Here is a 20172-nt window from a genome sequence, read left to right as displayed (position 1 = left end):
CCCTGATAAGCAGCCCCATCTTGACTTCTATATCCTTTCTCTTTAATATATTTCATAGTTTTTACATACTATAGATACGGGTGATGCATATGACAATTTTAAAATTTGAACATGTAGGCGTTCAAGTAAAGGATATAGAAGAATCTATTGAGTTCTATACGCAAAAAGTGGGATTAGAGCTCATCGAAACACTACCACATACCGATCCGTCTTTGAAGCTAGCTTTTCTAGGTTTAGAAGGCAATGTAATCGTAGAGTTAATTCAAGGGTATAACTCAAGCTTACCTAACGAAGGTAAAGTTCATCATTTTGCGCTGGCGGTAGACGGAATTGAAGAGGAGTTTGAGCGTTTAAAATCAGCAGGTGTTTCATTTGTGGAAGAAAACATTGTAACTTTGCCAAATGGAGCAAGATACTTATTTTTCTACGGTCCAGACAAAGAATGGATTGAATATTACGAAGTAAAAAGATAAAGATATCTTATACCTTCAGTGAAAAATGGTCATACTGTGGCTATGACTAATCACTGGAGGTTTTTTTATGATGGAATGGCTATTATTTCGACTTTTCCGTCGTTCTATTTTAGTGCGGCTTCTTTTTATTATCGGCTGCCTTGTTCTGCTTTTTGGCATGCTTATACATTTCCTAGAGCCGCAAACGTTTGGGAATGTATTTGAAGGAATTTGGTGGGTTATTATTACAATCTCTACTATAGGGTACGGTGATTTTGCTCCGACCACTACGATTGGAAGGTTAGCAGCAATTATTTTAGTCCTGATCGGAACGGGATTTATTACCACTTATTTTGTTACGCTTTCTAAAATTGCTGTTTCCGCTGAGAGTGCTTATTTGGAAGGAAATTTAAAATTTTATGGAAAAGATCACTTCATCGTTGTTGGGTGGAATGAGCGCGCCAAACTCGTGTTAGAGTCTTATCGCGACGCATTTCATAAAGAAGACATTGTTCTTATCGACGACTCTCTGACTAAAAATCCCATGATTTGTGATCGCGTTCATTTTATTAAAGGAAGTCCTTCTCATTATGAAGTATTAGAACTTGCCAACGCTCGGTACGCAAAAAAAGTGCTGATTACTGCCGATCAGCATAAGACAGAAGAATATGCAGACATGAATACTATTGTTACGTTAGTCGCTCTGCAAGGATTGAACCCTTCTATTTACAGCATCGTTGAACTGTTAACAAAAAAGCATATTCAAAATGCACAAAATTTGGGAGTGAATGAAATGATTAAAACAAATGAGTTGATTAGTCAAGTCATGTACGAACATATTTTTGTGAAAAAATTAGAGAGTTTAAAAAAAGAATAGTTCCTTCAATTACTGAAGCAGCGCATCTTCTGCCTCTCTAATTAGCTCTTCTCCTAAGCTGATATACTTTTCTGGAAATGAAGCGTCTGCGTCTTGGGGTTCTGCAAACTGATTAAATGAAGCACTCACATTTCCATTGTGAACATCGTCATCTAGACCAATTTGATATTTATGTGAAAGTAAAAATGGCGTCCCAATCTGTACTGTTGTTCCTTTAGAATCCAGTTCTCCGTTCGTAGCTGTAAACGGGATACGTAAAAACTGATAGCCGACTTCATCATTCATCTTATAGTCGAATGAACCATGGTCGTAATCCCAATTCCCTCCAATGTTATACCCAAGCGGCTTAAGCGTTTTTTCTAATTCGTAAAGCTTGAATAATGTTCCCTCTAATCTTGAAGATAATTCAATCATGTTATCCCTCCTCTGTTTTAACATGTCCTTTTTCCAGCGTTTTATCCTTTATCTCAAAAGCAAAAAAGAGGTTGAGACATAACTAAATGAATCCAACCTAAAGACGAACAAACTGGATAAAGCAGCTCGTATAAATCGCTTGTGACACCGCAGTCGATATCCGTACAAGGCTTCGCTTTCCGCGGGCGGGCGCTGAGCCTCCTCGTCACTTGCGCTCCAATCAACTGTTAGAAGGACCTAAACAGATGAAACTATATTCACCATAACAAAAAAAACGAACCACTAATCAAACATGTTGATCAATGGTTCGTTTTTCACTTGGACTAAAATACTTTTGTACCGCCCTCTTTTTACTTATTTCAAACGCTTTTCTAATTCTGCTTTTTTCTCTTCAAAACCAGGTTTTCCAAGAAGAGCAAACATATTTACTTTGTATGCTTCTACTCCCGGCTGATCGAATGGGTTTACGCCTAATAAATAGCCGCTGATTGCACATGCTTTTTCGAAGAAATATACAACATATCCGAACGTATACTCATCTAGCGCAGGAATGTTCACAACTAAGTTTGGAACGCCTCCGTCTGTGTGAGCAAGCATTGTACCTTGGAACGCTTTTTTATTTACAAAGTCAACTGTTTCACCAGCTAAGTAATTTAATCCATCTAAGTCCGCTGCATCTTCTTCAATTGTTAGCTCATGACGAGAATCTTGAACTTGTACAATTGTTTCAAAAATATCACGACGACCTTCTTGTACATATTGACCTAAAGAATGAAGATCCGTTGAGAAGTTAGCAGATGAAGGGTAAATACCTTTTTGGTCTTTTCCTTCACTTTCGCCAAATAACTGTTTCCACCACTCAGCAAAGTATTGAAGAGCTGGCTCATAGTTAATCAGCATTTCAATTGTTTTTCCTTTATTATAAAGCACATTACGAGCTACAGCATATTGATAAGCTGGGTTCTCTTCTAGCTCTGATGATGAAAATGCTTCTTGAGCATCAGCTGCCCCTTTCATCATTTGTTCGATATCAAGACCCGCAGCGGCAATTGGTAATAAGCCAACCGCTGTTAATACTGAATAACGGCCGCCTACATCATCTGGAATAACAAACGTTTCATAGCCTTCTTCGTCCGCTAATGTTTTTAATGCGCCGCGCGCTTTATCTGTTGTTGCATAAATACGCTTGCGTGCTTCTTCTTTGCCATATTTCTCTTCTAATAATTTACGGAAGATACGGAAAGCAATCGCTGGTTCTGTTGTTGTACCAGATTTTGAAATAACATTAATAGAGAAATCTTTATCTTGTAAAACATCCATTAAGTCTTTCATGTATGTTGAGCTGATGTTGTTACCAGCAAAAATAACTTGCGGAGTTTTACGCTGTTCTTTTGATAATGTGTTATAGAATGAATGCTGAAGCATTTCAATAGCAGCACGAGCACCTAAGTAAGATCCTCCAATACCGATAACAATTAATACATCTGAATCAGATTTAATTTTTTCTGCACTTTTTTGAATGCGTGCAAATTCTTCTTTGTCATACTCCGTAGGAAGGTCGACCCATCCTAAAAAGTCATTTCCAGCACCTGTTTTCTCATGAATTGAATGGTGAGCTACTTTCACGGCATCACGTAAGTATGTAAGTTCATGTTCACCAAAAAATGATAACGCGTTTGAATAATCAAAACGAACATGTGTCATAGTTTGTTCCTCCATTAAAATATCTTTATTTTTCACTTTATCGAAACTGTTAGCTGAATTCAAGTGAATCCACTTACAATTTGACACAATCATTATAGTTTGTTGAAACTGCAATCATTGTATGTACCCTTTTATTTAACGATAAATTCAGTTGTGAAGTCAACTAATGTTCTTTGATTACAGGACGTAATTCATGCACGATTACGCAAATAATAAGCAAATGAAAAACGACTAAAGAGTGGTCTTCAATCGTTTTTTATTTGCTTATCGAGTGGTGTAATATAGTTCATTTCACCTATTTTCACATATTGTCTCGGTTTATAAGAGGCTTTTAAAAGGGAAGAGTCTATTGATATGGAATTTTCAGCTTGGTTTTTAGAAGTGAGTAGCATCCTGTTTTCTTCTTTCATTTCCAAGTGATTATTCAGCACAAATCCGCTCATACATAATGCGGTAAAAATGAGAAAACTGATGGCTATTTGTTTCCTATACATTTCCATCACCTCACTCTTAGAGTGACAATTTCGAGTGATTTTTATACGTTCAAAAAATTTTTTTGTGTTTTTTTTTATGGATTTTGTGACGAGTTTCTATTTATTTAATAAGGTTTGAAAAATCCGCTGATACTAAGAAATAGCATGGATGCATGCATAATTAAATTATTATATAATCGGTTACAGAATTGAATATCACAAGGAGGTTTGTCTTTTGTCGTGGTTGCACTTGGTGATTTTATCGCCTTTTTTATTAGCCTTTTTTGTCCCCCTTCTGTATAGGAAATTCCAGCGTATTCATACAGGATGGTTTGTTTTACCTCTTCCACTTGTGTTGTTCATTTATTTCACACAATATATCAGTGGTGTTTCTAAGGGGGAAACATATCTACATTCAATGAAATGGATACCTAGTCTGGGCATTAACTTTGATGCCTATGTGGATGGACTTGGTCTTCTGTTTTCTCTATTAATCACCGGAATTGGGACACTTGTTATTCTTTACTCCATTTATTATCTTTCTAAGACAAAAGAAGCACTGCATTCGTTTTATGTCTATTTGCTTCTTTTTATGGGGTCGATGCTAGGAGTTGTATTATCAGACAACCTAATGAGCCTTTACAGCTTTTGGGAATTAACAAGCCTTTCATCTTTTTTATTGATTGGTTATTGGTATAAACGAGAGAAATCTCAATACGGAGCCTTAAAATCTATGCTCATTACCGTATTCGGAGGACTTTCCCTATTAGCAGGAATTGTGCTTTTATACGTCATGACAGGTACTTTCAGCATACGCGAAATTATCTCAAACGTAGATGTAGTCACATCAAGTCATCTATTCATTCCAGCTCTAGTCCTCATTTTATTAGGGGCCTTTACAAAATCTGCTCAGTTTCCTTTTCATATTTGGCTGCCAGATGCAATGGAAGCTCCAACCCCAGTGAGTGCATACCTTCATTCAGCCACAATGGTAAAAGCGGGCATTTATCTTTTAGCAAGACTTAGCCCTGTTTTTGCTATAAGCGCCACTTGGTTTTTTGCTATTTCAATTATAGGACTAATTACACTGTTTTGGGGCTCATTTTCAGCAGTAAAGCAACAAGACCTGAAAGGGATTTTAGCTTTTTCAACCATTAGTCAGCTCGGGATGATTATGTCACTTATAGGAGTAGGTAGCGCAGCTATTCACTATGATTTTTTAGACGATAATATCTACTTAGTAGCTCTTACTGCGGCGGTCTTCCATTTGATTAACCACGCTACCTTCAAAGGCAGCTTGTTTATGGTAGTAGGGATTGTCGATCATGAAACAGGCACGCGTGACATTAGAAAGTTAGGCGGGTTAATGAGCTTCATGCCTGTGACATTTACCATTGCTATCATCGGGGGATTTTCAATGGCGGGTCTTCCTCCCTTTAATGGATTCTTAAGTAAAGAGATGTTTTTTACAGGCATGGTAAACGTGACAAAAATGGATATGTATAGCATGCAGACGTGGGGAATTTTGTTGCCTATCATCGCTTGGTTAGGAAGCATTTTCACTTTCGTCTATAGTATGATTCTTGTCTTTAAAACCTTTACAGGCAAATACCAGCCCGAAAAACTAGAGAAGAAGCCGCATGAAGCACCAGTAGGTATGCTTATTTCACCTGTTATTTTAGCATCACTGGTTGTTATTTTCGGCTTTGCTCCTAATTTATTAGAATCAACCCTTATTGAGCCAACAATGGCCTCTATCGCACCTAGCCTGCTAGCTGAAGGTAAAGAATATCAAGTGCATATTAAATTTTGGCATGGCTTTACGCCAGAATTATTTATGACGCTAGGGGTCATCATATTTGGTATTTTGTTATTTATGACGATTCAAAAGTGGTCAAAAATTTATACACGATTCCCTTCTTCTTTAACGCTTAATAACGGCTATAATTATGGAATTAAAGGGATGGAAAAAGGGTCAACACGTATCATGAAAACATTAATGACAGGATTTATTAGAGACTATCTTTTAATCATTTTTACTTTCATAGGCATTTTACTTCTCATGACGCTCTTTTCTCAGAATGCCTTTGCAATTGATTTAAAAGATACTGCTTCTATAGGCGTTTATGAAGCCATATTAGCAGTCGTAATGGTTGCGGCTACTATTACAACTTTATTGGCAAAATCACGCCTCACAGCTATTATTTCGCTCGGAGTTGTCGGGTATACGCTCTCTTTATTTTTCGTACTATTCCAAGCTCCTGACTTAGCTTTGACTCAATTAGTTATTGAAACTGTATCGGTATCCCTGTTTTTACTATGTTTCTACTACTTGCCCGAGTTTCGGAAGCGAAAAGTAAGGGTGAAGTTTCAGCTGCCAAACTTACTGGTTGCCCTTCTTGTAGGAACGACGGTTACACTGCTTGGCATATCAGCAAACAGTACGAAACTATTTGAATCGATTTCACATTACTTTATTGAAAACAGCTATGAAAAAGCAGGCGGCGAAAACATGGTGAACGTAATCCTTGTGGACTTCCGCGGATTTGATACACTATTTGAAATTACCGTACTTTGTATAGCAGCTCTTGCTATCTATGGCATGATTCGTCTTCGGTTAACAAAGGAGGAAGAAGAGTGAAAAAAAATGATTTGATACTACAAACCACAACGAAAGTAGTCACGTTCATTATTATCATTTTTGCCATTCATCTTTTCTTTGCAGGTCATTATACACCGGGGGGAGGGTTTGTTGGGGGACTTACTACCTCAGCAGCCCTTGTATTACTACTGCTGGCTTTCGATATAAAAACCGTATCGAAAGTCATCCCATTTGATTATAAGAAGGTCGCGGCTTCCGGACTGCTGCTAGCTATTTTAACTGGGCTTGGGTCATTTATTTTCAAAGTCCCATTTCTAACTCACACATATAGCTACTTTAACCTTCCCCTTCTCGGGAAAACATCTTTAGCTACCGTTGTACTATTTGATTTAGGTGTATATCTAGTAGTTGTTGGTGTGACGATGACCATTATTCAAACGATTGGAGAGAGTGAATAGTGGAAATATTAATGTCCATAGTGGCAGGGATTCTATTCACTGCCGCTGTATATCTCATGTTATCGCGCAGTTTACTGCGAATTATTATTGGAACAGGCTTATTAAGCCACGGTGTTCACCTGTTAATTTTAACGATGGGCGGATTAAAAGGGGGGAGTGTTCCCCTTCTGGGAGAAAAGGCTTCTTCTTATACAGATCCTTTACCTCAAGCCCTAATTTTAACTGCCATTGTCATAAGCTTTGGCGTCACTTCTTTTTTCCTTGTACTAGCGTACAGGGCTTATCAAGAACTCGGAACAGACGATATGGACAAGTTAAGGGGAAATGAACATGACGAGTAATTTTGTAATCATCCCACTGCTTATCCCGTTTGTTGTAGGTGTTGTGCTCATTTTTTTCAAAGACAATATTAAACTTCAAAGGATAATCAGTGTTTTATCATTAATCACCACCACTGCTTTTGCTGCCTATTTAGTACAACTGGTTCAGTCAAAAGGTATTTTAACTCACGAGCTTGGGAACTGGAAGCCTCCTTTTGGAATTATTCTAGTAGCGGACATGTTCGCGTCCCTTCTCGTACTTACTGCTAGTGTGGTAACACTATGCTGCGTTCTTTTTGCCTTTCAAACGATTGGGGAAAAGCGTGAACGCTTTTACTTTTATTCATTTGTACAATTTTTATTAGTAGGCGTATTCGGTGCCTTTTTAACAGGTGATATCTTTAACTTATTTGTCTTTTTTGAAGTCATGCTTATGTCTTCGTACGCTCTTATTGTAATTGGCGGTACAAAAGCACAGCTTCGAGAGTCACTTAAGTATATTTTAGTCAATGTCATTTCATCCGCTTTGTTTGTCATTGCCGTTGCTTATTTATATGCCGTAACAGGAACTCTCAACATGGCGGACCTTTCACAGCGAATTGCTGAGGCGAACCAGCCGGGAATTTTAACAACCATTGGCATGCTTTTATTTATCGTCTTTGCCTTAAAAGCAGCTTTATTTCCAATGTATTTCTGGCTTCCAGGTTCATATAGTGCGCCTCCGCCGGTTATTATCGGGTTGTTTGGTGCTTTGCTCACAAAAGTAGGCGTTTATTCGATTTTCAGGACTTTCACTTTACTGTTTTACCATCATCCTGAATTTACTCATCAAATTATCGGCTACGTTGCGCTTTTGACTATCGTTGTTGGTGCAGTAGGCGCCATTGCTTATTCGGATGTAAATAAAATCTTAATTTATAACATTATTATTGCTGTCGGAGTCATTGTCTACGGTGTGACCTTGACAACAAACGCAGGTTTTGAAGGAGCTATTTATTATTTAATTCACGACATGATTATTAAAGCAGCTCTATTCCTTCTTGCCGGAAGCATCATTCGAATAACTGGAACAACAAAATTAAAGAAAATGGGTGGGTTAATTAAAGACTATCCGCTGCTTGGCTGGATGTTTTTTATCGCTACTATTTCGTTGGCAGGAATTCCTCCCCTAAGCGGCTTTATTGGAAAATTCCTTTTAGTTCAGGGCGGCTTAGAATCAGAGAGCTACACGTTTGTAGGAGTTTTACTGGTTTCAAGCCTGCTTGTTTTATATTCTGCCATTAAGATTTTCATGAGCTGCTTCTGGGGTGAACCTAAGCTTTCTTCTGAGCATGAAAAAGTATCCCTTAGAGGCATTCTATACCCATCTGCTATCTTACTTGCTGTTTCTGTCTTTTTGGGACTAGGTGCAGAAGCTGTTATTCCTTATGTGTCAACAGCCGCTCAAACGCTTATGGATCCTTCAATTTATATCCAATCGGTGTTAAAGGAGTAGATCTGCATGTCATTTCAACTATTATTAAACGTAATCATTGCATTCACATGGATGTTTTTGAGGGGGATTTGGACACTCCCTTCCTTTATTATAGGTTTTTTCTGGGGAGCAGTACTGCTGTTTGTTTTCCGCCGTTTTTTTCACAGACGTTTTTACTTGCATAAAGTGTATGCGATCATTAAACTGCTGTTTATTTTCATACGAGAATTATTCAAAGCCAATATTGCAGTGACTAAGGACGTATTGCGCCCTAAATTAAATATTCAGCCAGCCATCTTTGCAATGCCAACCCGTCTGGAGAGTGAATGGGAAATTACCATTCTTTCTCTTTTAATTACGCTAACGCCAGGCACACTGGTGATGGATGTGTCCGATGATAATTCTACTATCTATATTCATGCAATCAATACAGACGATATTGATGACATTATTACAGATATTCAGCAAACATTCGAAAAAGCTATTATGGAGGTGAGTCGTTAAATGCTCGATATTTTTTTAAACGTTTCGCTCATTCTCATTTCTGCTTCAACTATTGGGTTTGTTTATCGAGTGGTAAAAGGTCCGTCCACTGCTGATCGAGCAATGGCCCTTGATGCTATTGGAATTAACATCATTGCCATCACAGCCATCATCTCGATTATTTTTCGAACTCAGGCTTTTTTCGAAGTCATTTTACTGCTAGGCATCATAGCCTTTGTAGGTACCGTTGCTTTTTCTAAGTTTTTAGAGAAAGGAGAAGTGATTGAATATGAACGTGATCAGTGAAATCATTGTAGGAACTTTGGTACTAATAGGGTCTCTTCTGACAGTTGTGACCATGATTGGGCTCATTCGCTTGCCTGATACGTACACAAGAAGTCACGCTGCCTCAAAAAGTGCTACCTTGGGCGTTCTGTTTATATTAGTGGGCTGCTTACTCTACTTTTGGATCGACACCGGCCATATTAGTGCACGGTTAATTTTAGCGATTGTCTTTGTGTTTATCACCTCTCCTATTGCTGGGCATTTACTAGGGAGAGCGGCTTATTACAGCGGAGTTCCTCTTTCTGATAAAACCGTTCGGGATGATTTGAAAACCAAACAGCAGAAAAAGCTTACCCATCATGAATAGAAAAAAACGCCGTGCGGTTTGCACGGCGTTTTTTATCGAGAATCTTATAAAGAAGCGCGTAGGATTGCTAGTACATCTTCTTTGTTTAATTTTTTAAATTTACCAAATTCACCTTTAGCCATTGCACGATCAGCCATAAGATCTAATTTGTCTTCACCAATATCATAATCAGCTAAGCGAGTTGGTGCACCTAGGCTTGACCAGAATTCACGAAGCTTATCAACACCTTCAAGTGCTACTTCTTTATCCGTCTTGCCTTCTGTATCTACGTTAAATACGCGTACAGCTACTTGCTTGAAGCGATCTACGTTCTCATCCATTACGTGTTTCATCCAGTTCGGGAATAAAATTGCCAATCCACCTGCATGTGGAATGTCATATACAGCTGAGACCGCATGCTCAATATTGTGAGTAGCCCAATCGCCTTGGTGTCCCATTTGTAACATACCGTTTAATGCGATTGTCCCATTGTATAAAATCGTTTCACGTAACTCGTAGTTCTCTAAGTCGTTTAATAATTTTGGTCCCGTTTCAATAACCGTTTGCAGTACTCCTTCACACATGCGATCTTGAAGCGGAGTATTTGTTGCAGCATGGAAATATTGTTCAAATACGTGGCTCATCATGTCGACCATGCCATAAACTGTTTGATTTTTTGGTACAGTAAATGTATTAACAGGATCTAAAATAGAGAATTGAGGGAATGTTGCCGGACTGCCCCAGCCGTATTTTTCTTGTGTTTCCCAATTTGTAATAACAGAACCAGCATTCATTTCTGAACCTGTTGCTGCTAATGTCAGCACTGTTCCAAATGGAAGAGCTTCAGCTGCGAATACGTCGCGGTTAATGATGTCCCATACGTCTCCATCATATTTTGCGCCTGCTGCGATTGCTTTTGTACAATCGATTACGCTTCCTCCACCAACTGCAAGTAAAAATTCAATACCGTTTTCTTTACAAATATCGATTCCTTTGCGAACAGTTGTCAGACGAGGATTCGGTTCTACTCCCGCTAACTCATGTACTTCTGCATTCATGTCATTCAGTACATCCATTACTTGATCATATAAACCGCTGCGTTTTACGCTTCCTCCGCCGTATACTAATAATATCTTTTTACCAAAGCGACTTGCTTCTGTTTTTAATTGCTCTAATTGACCTTTACCAAAAATTAATTTTGTAGGGTTATAAAATGTAAAATTGTTCACTATAAACTCCTCCTTACGAGCTTGATTACATGCATCATTATGAAGAACAACTTTTTGATTGTAAAGAAAATTGACTTCCTAAAGATTATTCCCTGTTGGCTAGATGCTCACCCCATCCAAATGAACGTTTATTTGTCTGTATCTTCCAAAAGCAAATATGCATATTTCCCTCTAAAAAAAGCAGGCTAATAAGTGAACTACAAAACAAGGAGGGTTCATCATGAGTGGTATTCAACGTATTGCGCTCGTATTAACGATTATTGGAGCAATTAACTGGGGACTTATTGGCTTTTTTCAATTTGATTTAGTAGCAGCAATCTTCGGCGGTCAAACATCTGCTTTCTCCCGCATTATCTATGGATTGGTTGGAATCGCAGGACTGATTAACCTAGGTCTATTATTTAAACCTTCTGCTGAAGTAGAGCGTACAGAACCTAGAACGGAACATTAAAAAAGAAGGATAGCTAAGCTATCCTTCTTTTTTTCTTATTTCTTAATTAGATCTTCGCGGTTTGATTGCTCAATCCACTCTTCTAATTTTTCTTTTAATGTGTTGAATCCTTGAGTAGATTCAGTATGAACTGTTGCTTGACCTTGACGCTTTTTAGCAGGTTTTTTAGGTGCAGAAGCTTCAGTTTTTTCTGGAGCTGGCTCAGTTGCACGAATAGATAAACCAATTTTACCAGTTGACTCATCAACAGATAAAACTTTAACGTTTACTTCGTCTCCTACTGATAAATGTTCGTTAATATCTTTAACGAAGCCATGTTTTACTTCTGAGATATGAACTAATCCTTGAGTTTCTTCATTTAATGCAACGAATGCACCGTATGGTTGAATTCCTGTTACTTTACCTTTTGTAACAGTACCGATTTCAAATTTTGACATATAAACACTCCTAGATACCTTATTATTTTCACCATTATAGCCAATTTAAAATTATAGCACAGTTCATAGATTGAATCAAAAAGTAGTTATACTATATTTATTATTTACCAATTTCGTCACAAATATAAACTAACACTACATTTCATCATAGCAAAAAAGATATTATATCAAACCGTCTATAGGATATGACATAATATCTTATTTTTATTATAACTTATTTTCAACAAAACGGCTAATCCGTTTTATGGATTCTTCTAATGATTCCATTGAAGAGGCGTATGAACAGCGAATATGTCCCTCTCCGCCTTTTCCAAATACATTGCCTGGCACCACGGCTACTCGCTCTTCAAGCAAAAGCTGCTCAGCGAATTCTTCCGATGACAATCCAGTTTTTTTGATAGACGGGAACACATAAAACGCTCCTCCGGGAGAATGGCATTCCAGACCAATTTGATTTAATGACTTCACCATATAGTTCCGTCTTCTGCGATAGCTTTTTCTCATCTCTTCTACGTCATGCTGCCCATTTTGTAGCGCTTCAATTGCTCCATATTGTGCCATGGTAGGCGCACACATCATTGTATACTGATGAATTTTCAGCATTGCTTTAGCAATCTCAGTTGGTGCACATATGTATCCAAGACGCCATCCAGTCATGGCAAACCCTTTAGAAAAGCCAGAAATAATAATAGTTCGTTCTTTCATCCCTTCTAAAGAAGCAATAGATGTAAATTCTTCATCATATGTTAATTCTGCATAGATTTCATCCGTGATAACAAGCAAGTCATGCTTTATGACAATATCCGCAATAGCCTGCAGCTCTTCTTTAGATAGTGAGCTTCCTGTTGGATTATTAGGAGAGCATAAAAGAAGGGCTTTCGTGTTGCTTGTAATGACTTCTTCAATCTGTCTAGGCTGCAGTTTAAACTCTGTTTCTGCCGTTGTTTCAATTACCACAGGAACTCCTCCTGCTAGCGAAATTAACGGGCTGTAAGACACAAAATTTGGCTCCACGACAATAATTTCATCTTCAGGGTTAATCAAAGCTCGCATTGTAATATCTAGAGCCTGACTTCCTCCCACGGTCACAATAATATCATCTTTATAATCATACGAGACGTTAAAATTTCTTTTCATATACTTCATAATTTCAAAGCGGAGCTCTAAAAGTCCCGCATTTGCTGTATAAGAGGTATATCCTCTTTCCAACGATAAAATACTCGCTTCTCGAACAGCCCAAGATGTGACAAAATCAGGTTCACCTACTCCAAGAGAGATGACGTTATCCATACTTGCTGCTAAATCAAAAAAGCGGCGAATACCTGAAGGTTTCAGCTGTTGTACAGTTGTTGACAAGCGCTCTTTCATTACGGAGACACCACGATTCTGCGATCTTCATCGCCTTGGTCATAGATGGTACCATCGTGCTTATATTTTTTCATGATAAAGTGAGTCGTTGTAGATAAAACAGAGTCTAGCGTAGAAAGCTTTTCAGAAACAAAAAACGCTACTTCAGACATTGATTTTTCTTCAATAATAACAGACAAATCATATGCTCCTGACATTAGGTACACGGATTTCACTTCTTGAAAACGATAGATGCGCTCCGCAATCTCGTCAAAGCCTACTCCTCGCTTTGGTGCAACTTTTACATCTATCATAGCCGTGACGCCCTCATGTCCATCTACTCGTCTCCAGTTAATATCAGCTGAATATTGCACAATTACTTTTTCTCTCTCTAGCTTTTTAACAATATTAGAGGTTTCTTCAAACGTTAAATCCACCATTTTTGAAATACTATCTATCGAAATACGGCTATTTTTTTCTAGAATTTCTAAAATTTCTAACTCTTTTTCTTCTAAGAACACCGCGTTCCCCTCCTACAACGATTAAATTTTTTCACTTTTTCCATTATATCAAATTTAAACACATCTTTAATGTGAAATCTATACCGGTAAGTGAGTTTCATTTTATAGATTGCTGGAAATTAGGACAGACTAGAAAGAAAAAGATGGAGTGAAACAAATTGACTGAATCTAAAATTACTTGCCACCAGCGTACTTTTAATGGAGTCAATGTTTACTACGAATGCCATAACTATCACCCTGATAAACCAGCCATTGTATTTATTCACGGCTTTTTATCATCGAGTTTTAGCTTTCGACGTTTAATTCCTTTATTTGAAGATACGTTTTCTATCATTACGCTGGACCTTCCGCCATTTGGGCGAAGTGAAAAATCGTTAACCTTTCAATACTCGTATAAAAATTTAGCCAGAATTGTCATCGAGTTGATTGAATATTTAAAGTTGAAAGATGTTGTACTATCGGGACACTCAATGGGAGGACAAGTTTGTTTAAACGTAGCAAAGTTAAAGCCTTCTTGCGTATCGAAACTAGTTCTTCTTTGCAGCTCAGCTTATTTAGGCCCCTCACATTATGGATTGGTCATGTCTTCTTATGTTCCCTTCTTTTATCTGTGGGTAAAAACGTGGCTGTCTCGCAAAGGTGTATTAGGCAACTTGCAAAATGTCGTATTTGACCATAAGTTAATCGACGAAGAAATGATTGATGGCTATACTGAACCATTTTTGGATGACCGTACGTTTATGGCTTTAACGAGAATGATTCGCGATCGAGAAGGAGACCTATCCTCAAAGGATTTGCAACACATAAAAAAACCAAGTTTACTCATTTGGGGAGAAGAAGACCGGGTTGTTCCTTTGCATCTCGGACGTAAGTTAAAAGATGATTTAACAGACTCTACCTTTATCTCTTTAAAGGAAATTGGACACCTTTTACCAGAAGAGTGTCCCGACATTGTGCAATCTCATATGGTCGATTTCTTGTACGGTGAAAAAGCCCTGTCTCAATAATGACGGGGCGGGTTCGTATATTTCACACGAGGCGATAACTTTAATAAAAATTTATTAGTCGTGCTTCAGCAATTTTTTCACTTTCTTTATTGACTTCACAAGTTAACTTCGTTGACAAACGTATTAAAAATAAGCAAACTATTATATTAAAAAAGGGGGTACTTTTATTGTCTACTTATTCTTTTGATCAATTAATTAACCGTACAGGTACGCAGTCCGTAAAGTGGGACAAAACTGATCTTGTTTTTGGAGCAAAAGATGTTCTGCCTTTTTGGGTAGCTGATATGGATTTCCAAGCGCCGCCTAATGTTCTTCAAACCATTAATGAGCGTGTCAAACACGGTATTTTCGGCTACACTTCCCCTACTGAATCTACGGCGAATGCTTTATCATTCTGGATAGAAAAAAAGCATCAGTGGACCATTGATCATGAATGGATTACATACAGTCCAGGAGTTGTGTTTGCCCTGAGTATGGCTATTCAAGCATTTACGGAACCTGGAGATTCAATTTTAATTCAGCCTCCAGTCTATACTCCATTTTTTAACATGATAAAGGTAAATGATCGAGAAGTTGTTGAAAATCCGTTAAAACTTGCAGGCGATAAATACGAAATTGATTTTTCAGATTTAGAGAAAAAATTTGCAGAAGGCGTAAAATTAATGATTCTTTGCAGCCCTCATAATCCAGTAGGACGCGTGTGGACAAAAGAAGAACTGAAGAATCTTGCCGACCTTTGTGAAAAATACAATGTATTAATTGTTTCAGATGAAATCCATTCTGATCTAGTTTACCAGCCTTATAAACACATTCCCATCAGCATGGTGAGTGAAGATGCAGCCAATCGAACCATTACGTGTATGGCCCCTAGCAAAACATTTAATATACCGGGACTTCAGGCTTCAGCTGTTATTATTCCAAATGAGAAACTGCGCACACAGTATGTTCAGCAGCAGCAAAAACAAGGGTTTTCTAATTTAAACACATTCGGAATAATTGGATTAGAGGCGGCTTACAGTGAAGGTGAAGAGTGGCTAGAAGCACTGCTTGTGTATCTGAAGAAAAATGTAGATCTCGTGACGCGTTTTATAAGTGAGAACTTGCCTGAACTGCGAGTGGTTCAGCCAGAAGGAACTTATTTACTATGGATTGACTGCAACAAGCTGCATTTATCAGAAGAAGAATTACATGAACGCTTATTAAAAAAAGGTAAAATCGCCGTAGAAAAAGGCGAAAAATACAGCTCCACATATGGAAAAGGTTTTATCCGCTTGAACATTGGCTGTTCACATGAACAGCTTCAAGAAGGATTAAATCGCTTAAAAGTAGCTTTAACGTAAAAAACAGCGTTCTTTCTCACGAAAGAACGCTGTTTTTAATGTTTTTTTGAAATAACTCCGCAGGCGATTCGCTTTCCAGAATTACCTGATGGCTCTGTCATTCCGTCATCCCCTTGTTCGGTAATAATAAGGGACGAACCATCCATACGCTTAACAAGAGATGTCTTTCCTTCTTTTAACGTGACTTGAGGAACCATATCTGTTCCTGTATACGTCTGATCATCTTCTACCACAATATTTTTCATATCGCCTAAATGCGGTCCTTTTGGATTTAACATTCCGTGTTTCTTTTTATCAGGATCAAGGTGATTGCCCGCACTTTTAAAGTTAGGAGCTTTGCAAATCCCCATTTCATGAATATGTACGCCGTGTTCCCCAGGTGGAAGTCCGCTTAAGTTGTACGTAAACTCAATTCCATCGGCCTGCTCTTTCAACTTGACTGTACCGATGCTATCTCCATCTGCGTTGTAGACTTTAACTTCTTTATTGGATATTTCTTTTTCCATACACCCCGTTAACAAGAAAAAAGGCACGGTTCCAATGAGTAGTAGTTTTTTCATGTTGCCCTCCAATCGCGTATGCACTAGCGAAAGTTTTAGATGTCTTTCCATAGATTGTCCAGCAACATATTATTTTAAACGCTTACATTTTATTTGCATTTCATTACAGTGATTTCTTATTTTCCTGTTCTTTCAGCTTTGCTTCTAATTCCTTCGTTTTTTCTTCTTCTTTTTTCGAAATCTTAATGATTAAACGCCATACTGCAACTGCTGCTAGTACAAAAAGCGCCATAGTAGCAAAAGCAGGAATATATTCTCTTTTATCTTCCGGAAAATAAAGCAAAAACATTAAATACATCATGTACAACATCCTTTCATAGAAACGGTAGGGGGTTTTGATTTATACTGGTGGTAACAAACACTTTACTTAAAGGAGATCTGGCAATATGACATTTACAATTGGTCAAACAGTTACGGCACTTTATAAAACTGGGAAATATATCGGTGAAATTACACAAGTTCGAGATCTGCATTATGTTGTGCGGATTCAAGCTGTGTTAAAGCATCCAGAACAAGGTGACTTACATAATCCTGGGCAAGTGGACGTACCATTTTTTCACGAGCGAAAAGCACTTGCATTTCGAGAGCAGGCCAATATTCCTCAAAAAATAGTTCATCTCTATGAAGACAGCGTTCCCGATTATAAAAATTCACTAAAAAAAGCACTTGAATTAAAGATAGCTGAGCAACAAGCCAAAGACAGCCCTTTTGCTCAAGCAAGTATTGCCTGTTTAGAAGAGTTAAAAAAAGAGTACGGTATTCATTAAGTAAAAAGCCAAATTCACGTAGAAGTGATTTGGCTTTTATAATGCAAATTTATTTAATACTTTTGAAAAATCGATTCGATCTCCTATGGTCGTTGGCTCTGGTTTTTGAAGATACCGCTTATCTTTTTCTACAAGCTTAAAGATGTTGAGTGTCGTCATCGCATCATCAAGCGCACAGTGGTGCTTTCCAGTTCCTTCTTTACCATACTCCTGCACAGCTTTCCAAAGGCCAGTTTGATTTTGATCTCCAAAAAAGCGCTTATACTCCATTGAAAGATCAATTTCTTTACCTGCAAAAGGAAATGGCACCTTATTTTTTTGACAGCACTGCCTTAATACTTTCATATCCATGTTCCCCCATGTAATGATCGTGCTGTGTTTATACATGCCCAGTCGCTGTACAAGCTGCTCTAGCGTAATGCCTTCATTTACTTGATTTTGTTCGATATGGAGAAATGATTTACAGCGCTCAGTTAATTTTGTAAAGTGTGTAGGCTGTACGTAAGAGGAGAAACGATCAATGATTTCTTGATTTTTAACAAACACCAAACCAACTTCAATGATTTCCGGAAAAAAGCCTTTTGGAAAACCCTTATACTCTGGCATTGTAAATTCAAAATCAATGAATAAATACTGAGAGTTCTTATCCAATATTATCACCCCTTTGTAAAATAAACCGCCCTACTATATTAATGCTATTATAGCACGATTGAACAATCGGAAGGTCTATTTTCTGTTCTTATTTTTAATATTATGAATATTCTAGTTGCTGAATAAAAAGAATACTTTACTACTACTATATTCTAGAGCATGTCTCTATGCGCAGGGTAACTGTCACGAATAGACATAATTTCGCTTATTTTTTTACCTATTTTTTTACTTTTTTATGTATTCGCTCTTCCACATTCTCTTTAAACTCTAACACGAGTGTGTGAGGTGGCTCCTTCTGACTCCAAAAGCATACCTCACACCTTCTAGACTAAGCATTCTTATATTTAGGCTTTAGGCAGAATAGCAAGGGTACATCTGGATATACAGATTAAATTCTCTTTTTCATCTTGAATTTTCACTTCCCAAACCGCTGTTTTTTTTCCTTTATGTAAAGGAACGCCTATAGCTGTAACGATTCCATCTTTTTTCCCTTTGATATGATTGGCATTAATTTCTAAGCCTACGCAAATTTCTTTTTCGAGATCGACACTTTTAATGGCACCTAGACTAGCCACAGTTTCAGCTAACGCCACCGATGCTCCTCCGTGTAAAAGCCCGAATGGCTGACGCGTTCGCTCATCAACAGGCATCGTCGCTTCCACTCTTTCTTCACTCGCACTAATAATCTCAATTCCTAATGCTTCTAACAGCGTATCTTTTGTTTTCATATCCATACCTCCCTTTGCATCTAGTATACAATAACGGTTTTGCTACAACATATACGAACCCTCTACATATACATAATAAAAATCCGTTTTCTAGGAGGATTCTTATATGAAATCATTTGCTCCCTTGTCTTACTATTGGCCATCGTACTACATGCCTCACCCTTATACATACAGGGTACCTAACTTACCTGAGGCGAACATCGCGACATTTCAGCAATCTCTTAAAGTTATTCCCTCTACCATGCAAAGCGCTACTATCTTTATTCAAAGAGCTAATACTTCGCCAAATTTAATAAAAAAAATAAAAGCTGCTGCTCAAGAATCCAAAATGAGTGAAGTAAAAAGACTCATTCTTTCCACTGGTGTTAAGACAAAAATCGATGTTTTTTATACTCCAGACTATATTAAAATTACGTTTATTCATCCCGATACCCAATTTGACTGCTGTCACGTATCGTTAAATATTAGATGGTAAAATACAAGGAAAAAAGTCTTATTTTCTTCAAAAAAAGATGTACATGTTGTTTCGTTACGAATATTATAATATATGCCATTTTTGTATGTAAAAACAAATTACACGATAATTGTATTTAGGATACAAATATGATATTGTATTTGGAAATATATTTTTTCTTTAGGAGGGATGACATGATGAGACATGTTACGCTAGTAGAAATTTTCACGCATCCTATCGCTCAAAAATATTTAACTCGATCTGGCGTTGCGCATGCTGTATCCGTCGCCTATCATGCGTTTCGTCTATCCGTACAGCATAATGTAAACCCAGATTTAGCTACAAAAGCAGCGCTGCTTCATGATATTGGCCACTACGAATGGTACACAAATGGTCAGTGGGATTATGAGAAGTATCGTCAAAATGATATTCACGCTATTAAAGGGGCTGAACGTGCACATAAATTACTCATTCGTTTAGGTGAGGAACCTCAGGCGGCAAAAGAAATTGCTTTAGCTATTTTACTACACACAGACTCATATTTGCCTGAAGGAACAATTCAACAACGCCCTCTTCAAAAAGTAGTCAAACTAGCTGATGAAGCTGATGAAGAGCCAGGCGGCAAACACCATTACCGTGAATTGGAATATAATCTGGCTGTAAAGAAAATTAAGGAGCTTGATAAGAAAGTGCTTGAACTTCTACATTCCAACCAATTTAAACAGTTAGGCTGACAGGATTAACTCCTTTCATAAGAGTTAATCCTTTTTATTATTTCTCCTCATAATTCCC

26 protein-coding genes are annotated in these 20172 nt (G+C 37.7%); 15 read left to right on the top strand and 11 right to left on the bottom strand.

The genetic code is table 11. From position 1 onward, the window contains the following. Nucleotides 1-89: 89 nt before the first annotated feature. Together AC3WJG_RS17515 and AC3WJG_RS17510 are read left to right on the top strand one after the other, a co-directional pair. Nucleotides 90-473 carry a VOC family protein gene (locus AC3WJG_RS17515; protein WP_013085297.1) on the top strand — a complete coding sequence of 128 codons (384 nt, stop codon included), beginning with the start codon at nt 90-92 and terminating at the stop codon, nt 471-473. A 67-nt stretch (nt 474-540) separates the two neighbouring features. Continuing rightward, on the top strand, nt 541-1329 hold the full coding sequence (locus AC3WJG_RS17510; RefSeq protein ID WP_028409582.1) for a potassium channel family protein: 789 nt from the start codon (nt 541-543) through the stop codon (nt 1327-1329). A 9-nt stretch (nt 1330-1338) separates the two neighbouring features. Here the strand turns inward: AC3WJG_RS17510 and AC3WJG_RS17505 are convergent, their stop codons facing one another. The 3 genes from AC3WJG_RS17505 to AC3WJG_RS17495 all read right to left on the bottom strand — a co-directional run bounded on the left by AC3WJG_RS17505 (nt 1339) and on the right by AC3WJG_RS17495 (nt 3941). Then, nucleotides 1339-1743 carry a YugN-like family protein gene (locus AC3WJG_RS17505; protein WP_016765797.1) on the bottom strand — a complete coding sequence of 135 codons (405 nt, stop codon included), beginning with the start codon at nt 1741-1743 and terminating at the stop codon, nt 1339-1341. A 354-nt stretch (nt 1744-2097) separates the two neighbouring features. Further along, nucleotides 2098-3447: a glucose-6-phosphate isomerase gene (locus tag AC3WJG_RS17500; RefSeq protein WP_013059589.1), complete on the bottom strand. Its 1350-nt coding sequence runs from the start codon at nt 3445-3447 to the stop codon at nt 2098-2100. A gap of 245 nt (nt 3448-3692) precedes the next feature. After that, entirely contained in the window at nt 3693-3941 is a 249-nt protein-coding gene (locus AC3WJG_RS17495) for a hypothetical protein (RefSeq protein WP_337134490.1), read from the bottom strand. A gap of 214 nt (nt 3942-4155) precedes the next feature. On the opposite strand from AC3WJG_RS17495, the gene AC3WJG_RS17490 reads away from it, so the two are divergent. The 7 genes from AC3WJG_RS17490 to mnhG are packed head-to-tail and all read left to right on the top strand — an operon-like array spanning nt 4156 to nt 9909. Then, complete coding sequence (locus AC3WJG_RS17490) at nt 4156-6561, top strand: Na+/H+ antiporter subunit A (protein ID WP_098779278.1); 2406 nt, start codon at nt 4156-4158, stop codon at nt 6559-6561. Beyond that, complete coding sequence (locus tag AC3WJG_RS17485; protein ID WP_013085301.1) at nt 6558-6980, top strand: Na(+)/H(+) antiporter subunit B; 423 nt, start codon at nt 6558-6560, stop codon at nt 6978-6980. Before AC3WJG_RS17490 ends, AC3WJG_RS17485 begins: the two co-directional genes overlap by 4 nt. Beyond that, on the top strand, nt 6980-7321 hold the full coding sequence (locus AC3WJG_RS17480; RefSeq protein ID WP_013059592.1) for a Na(+)/H(+) antiporter subunit C: 342 nt from the start codon (nt 6980-6982) through the stop codon (nt 7319-7321). The genes AC3WJG_RS17485 and AC3WJG_RS17480 overlap by 1 nt, the downstream gene beginning before the upstream one ends. Further along, nucleotides 7311-8795 carry a Na+/H+ antiporter subunit D gene (locus AC3WJG_RS17475; RefSeq protein WP_028409585.1) on the top strand — a complete coding sequence of 495 codons (1485 nt, stop codon included), beginning with the start codon at nt 7311-7313 and terminating at the stop codon, nt 8793-8795. The genes AC3WJG_RS17480 and AC3WJG_RS17475 overlap by 11 nt, the downstream gene beginning before the upstream one ends. 6 nt (nt 8796-8801) lie before the next feature. Then, nucleotides 8802-9278, top strand: a complete 477-nt coding sequence (locus AC3WJG_RS17470) for a Na+/H+ antiporter subunit E (protein ID WP_013059594.1) — start codon at nt 8802-8804, stop codon at nt 9276-9278. After that, entirely contained in the window at nt 9279-9563 is a 285-nt protein-coding gene (locus AC3WJG_RS17465) for a Na(+)/H(+) antiporter subunit F1 (protein WP_013059595.1), read from the top strand. Further along, nucleotides 9547-9909, top strand: coding sequence for a monovalent cation/H(+) antiporter subunit G (gene mnhG / locus AC3WJG_RS17460; RefSeq protein WP_098658945.1), 363 nt, complete (start codon nt 9547-9549; stop codon nt 9907-9909). The genes AC3WJG_RS17465 and mnhG overlap by 17 nt, the downstream gene beginning before the upstream one ends. A 44-nt stretch (nt 9910-9953) precedes the next feature. Here the strand turns inward: mnhG and AC3WJG_RS17455 are convergent, their stop codons facing one another. Further along, on the bottom strand, nt 9954-11117 hold the full coding sequence (locus tag AC3WJG_RS17455; RefSeq protein WP_013085305.1) for an iron-containing alcohol dehydrogenase: 1164 nt from the start codon (nt 11115-11117) through the stop codon (nt 9954-9956). A 220-nt stretch (nt 11118-11337) separates the two neighbouring features. Between AC3WJG_RS17455 and AC3WJG_RS17450 the strand changes: the two genes are divergently transcribed. Then, nucleotides 11338-11568: a DUF378 domain-containing protein gene (locus AC3WJG_RS17450; protein ID WP_013059598.1), complete on the top strand. Its 231-nt coding sequence runs from the start codon at nt 11338-11340 to the stop codon at nt 11566-11568. 35 nt (nt 11569-11603) lie between these two features. Here the strand turns inward: AC3WJG_RS17450 and yugI are convergent, their stop codons facing one another. From yugI to AC3WJG_RS17435, 3 genes are all read right to left on the bottom strand, one after another. Next, nucleotides 11604-12005 carry a S1 domain-containing post-transcriptional regulator GSP13 gene (gene yugI, locus AC3WJG_RS17445; RefSeq protein ID WP_013059599.1) on the bottom strand — a complete coding sequence of 134 codons (402 nt, stop codon included), beginning with the start codon at nt 12003-12005 and terminating at the stop codon, nt 11604-11606. Nucleotides 12006-12212: 207 nt separating this feature from the next. Then, nucleotides 12213-13373 carry an aminotransferase gene (locus tag AC3WJG_RS17440; protein WP_098658946.1) on the bottom strand — a complete coding sequence of 387 codons (1161 nt, stop codon included), beginning with the start codon at nt 13371-13373 and terminating at the stop codon, nt 12213-12215. Continuing rightward, a complete protein-coding gene (locus AC3WJG_RS17435; protein ID WP_013059601.1) occupies nt 13373-13873 on the bottom strand; it encodes an Lrp/AsnC family transcriptional regulator in 501 nt (166 codons plus the stop codon). Before AC3WJG_RS17435 ends, AC3WJG_RS17440 begins: the two co-directional genes overlap by 1 nt. Nucleotides 13874-14031: 158 nt before the next feature. On the opposite strand from AC3WJG_RS17435, the gene AC3WJG_RS17430 reads away from it, so the two are divergent. Further along, a complete protein-coding gene (locus AC3WJG_RS17430; RefSeq protein ID WP_013059602.1) occupies nt 14032-14880 on the top strand; it encodes an alpha/beta fold hydrolase in 849 nt (282 codons plus the stop codon). Between the two features lie 167 nt (nt 14881-15047). Further along, nucleotides 15048-16220: a MalY/PatB family protein gene (locus AC3WJG_RS17425; RefSeq protein WP_337134487.1), complete on the top strand. Its 1173-nt coding sequence runs from the start codon at nt 15048-15050 to the stop codon at nt 16218-16220. 35 nt (nt 16221-16255) lie between these two features. On the opposite strand, the gene AC3WJG_RS17420 is transcribed toward AC3WJG_RS17425, so the two are convergent. Then, entirely contained in the window at nt 16256-16780 is a 525-nt protein-coding gene (locus tag AC3WJG_RS17420; protein WP_098658949.1) for a superoxide dismutase family protein, read from the bottom strand. 103 nt (nt 16781-16883) lie between these two features. After that, nucleotides 16884-17081, bottom strand: a complete 198-nt coding sequence (locus AC3WJG_RS17415) for a hypothetical protein (protein WP_028412613.1) — start codon at nt 17079-17081, stop codon at nt 16884-16886. A gap of 85 nt (nt 17082-17166) precedes the next feature. Here AC3WJG_RS17415 and kapB point away from each other — a divergent pair, with 85 nt between their 5' ends. Next, nucleotides 17167-17547, top strand: coding sequence for a kinase-associated lipoprotein KapB (gene kapB, locus AC3WJG_RS17410; RefSeq protein ID WP_098779274.1), 381 nt, complete (start codon nt 17167-17169; stop codon nt 17545-17547). Between the two features lie 36 nt (nt 17548-17583). On the opposite strand, the gene kapD is transcribed toward kapB, so the two are convergent. Together kapD and AC3WJG_RS17400 are read right to left on the bottom strand one after the other, a co-directional pair. Further along, nucleotides 17584-18198 (bottom strand): 3'-5' exonuclease KapD, encoded by a 615-nt coding sequence (kapD, locus tag AC3WJG_RS17405; RefSeq protein ID WP_013059607.1) that lies wholly within the window; start codon nt 18196-18198, stop codon nt 17584-17586. Between the two features lie 344 nt (nt 18199-18542). Further along, nucleotides 18543-18926: a hotdog fold thioesterase gene (locus AC3WJG_RS17400; RefSeq protein ID WP_028409588.1), complete on the bottom strand. Its 384-nt coding sequence runs from the start codon at nt 18924-18926 to the stop codon at nt 18543-18545. A 106-nt stretch (nt 18927-19032) separates the two neighbouring features. Between AC3WJG_RS17400 and AC3WJG_RS17395 the strand changes: the two genes are divergently transcribed. Together AC3WJG_RS17395 and AC3WJG_RS17390 are read left to right on the top strand one after the other, a co-directional pair. Continuing rightward, a complete protein-coding gene (locus AC3WJG_RS17395) occupies nt 19033-19401 on the top strand; it encodes a YuzC family spore coat inner layer protein (protein ID WP_060745804.1) in 369 nt (122 codons plus the stop codon). 176 nt (nt 19402-19577) lie between these two features. Further along, nucleotides 19578-20114 carry an HD domain-containing protein gene (locus AC3WJG_RS17390; RefSeq protein WP_028409590.1) on the top strand — a complete coding sequence of 179 codons (537 nt, stop codon included), beginning with the start codon at nt 19578-19580 and terminating at the stop codon, nt 20112-20114. Nucleotides 20115-20172 lie beyond the last annotated feature (58 nt).

It is taken from the genome of Priestia sp. FW507-14D1A (assembly GCF_058781295.1).
Note: the sequence above shows the minus strand (reverse complement) of the source record. Positions and strands in the feature narration are given on the sequence as shown.

Coding starts and splice junctions, on each gene's coding strand:
- AC3WJG_RS17515 (WP_013085297.1), top strand. CDS start 90: ATGACAATTTTAAAATTTGAACATGTAGGCGTTCAAGTAAAGGATATA.
- AC3WJG_RS17510 (WP_028409582.1), top strand. CDS start 541: ATGATGGAATGGCTATTATTTCGACTTTTCCGTCGTTCTATTTTAGTG.
- AC3WJG_RS17505 (WP_016765797.1), bottom strand. CDS start 1,743: ATGATTGAATTATCTTCAAGATTAGAGGGAACATTATTCAAGCTTTAC.
- AC3WJG_RS17500 (WP_013059589.1), bottom strand. CDS start 3,447: ATGACACATGTTCGTTTTGATTATTCAAACGCGTTATCATTTTTTGGT.
- AC3WJG_RS17495 (WP_337134490.1), bottom strand. CDS start 3,941: ATGTATAGGAAACAAATAGCCATCAGTTTTCTCATTTTTACCGCATTA.
- AC3WJG_RS17475 (WP_028409585.1), top strand. CDS start 7,311: ATGACGAGTAATTTTGTAATCATCCCACTGCTTATCCCGTTTGTTGTA.
- AC3WJG_RS17470 (WP_013059594.1), top strand. CDS start 8,802: ATGTCATTTCAACTATTATTAAACGTAATCATTGCATTCACATGGATG.
- AC3WJG_RS17465 (WP_013059595.1), top strand. CDS start 9,279: ATGCTCGATATTTTTTTAAACGTTTCGCTCATTCTCATTTCTGCTTCA.
- mnhG (WP_098658945.1), top strand. CDS start 9,547: ATGAACGTGATCAGTGAAATCATTGTAGGAACTTTGGTACTAATAGGG.
- AC3WJG_RS17450 (WP_013059598.1), top strand. CDS start 11,338: ATGAGTGGTATTCAACGTATTGCGCTCGTATTAACGATTATTGGAGCA.
- yugI (WP_013059599.1), bottom strand. CDS start 12,005: ATGTCAAAATTTGAAATCGGTACTGTTACAAAAGGTAAAGTAACAGGA.
- AC3WJG_RS17440 (WP_098658946.1), bottom strand. CDS start 13,373: ATGAAAGAGCGCTTGTCAACAACTGTACAACAGCTGAAACCTTCAGGT.
- AC3WJG_RS17420 (WP_098658949.1), bottom strand. CDS start 16,780: ATGAAAAAACTACTACTCATTGGAACCGTGCCTTTTTTCTTGTTAACG.
- AC3WJG_RS17415 (WP_028412613.1), bottom strand. CDS start 17,081: ATGATGTATTTAATGTTTTTGCTTTATTTTCCGGAAGATAAAAGAGAA.
- kapB (WP_098779274.1), top strand. CDS start 17,167: ATGACATTTACAATTGGTCAAACAGTTACGGCACTTTATAAAACTGGG.
- AC3WJG_RS17400 (WP_028409588.1), bottom strand. CDS start 18,926: ATGAAAACAAAAGATACGCTGTTAGAAGCATTAGGAATTGAGATTATT.
- AC3WJG_RS17395 (WP_060745804.1), top strand. CDS start 19,033: ATGAAATCATTTGCTCCCTTGTCTTACTATTGGCCATCGTACTACATG.
- AC3WJG_RS17390 (WP_028409590.1), top strand. CDS start 19,578: ATGAGACATGTTACGCTAGTAGAAATTTTCACGCATCCTATCGCTCAA.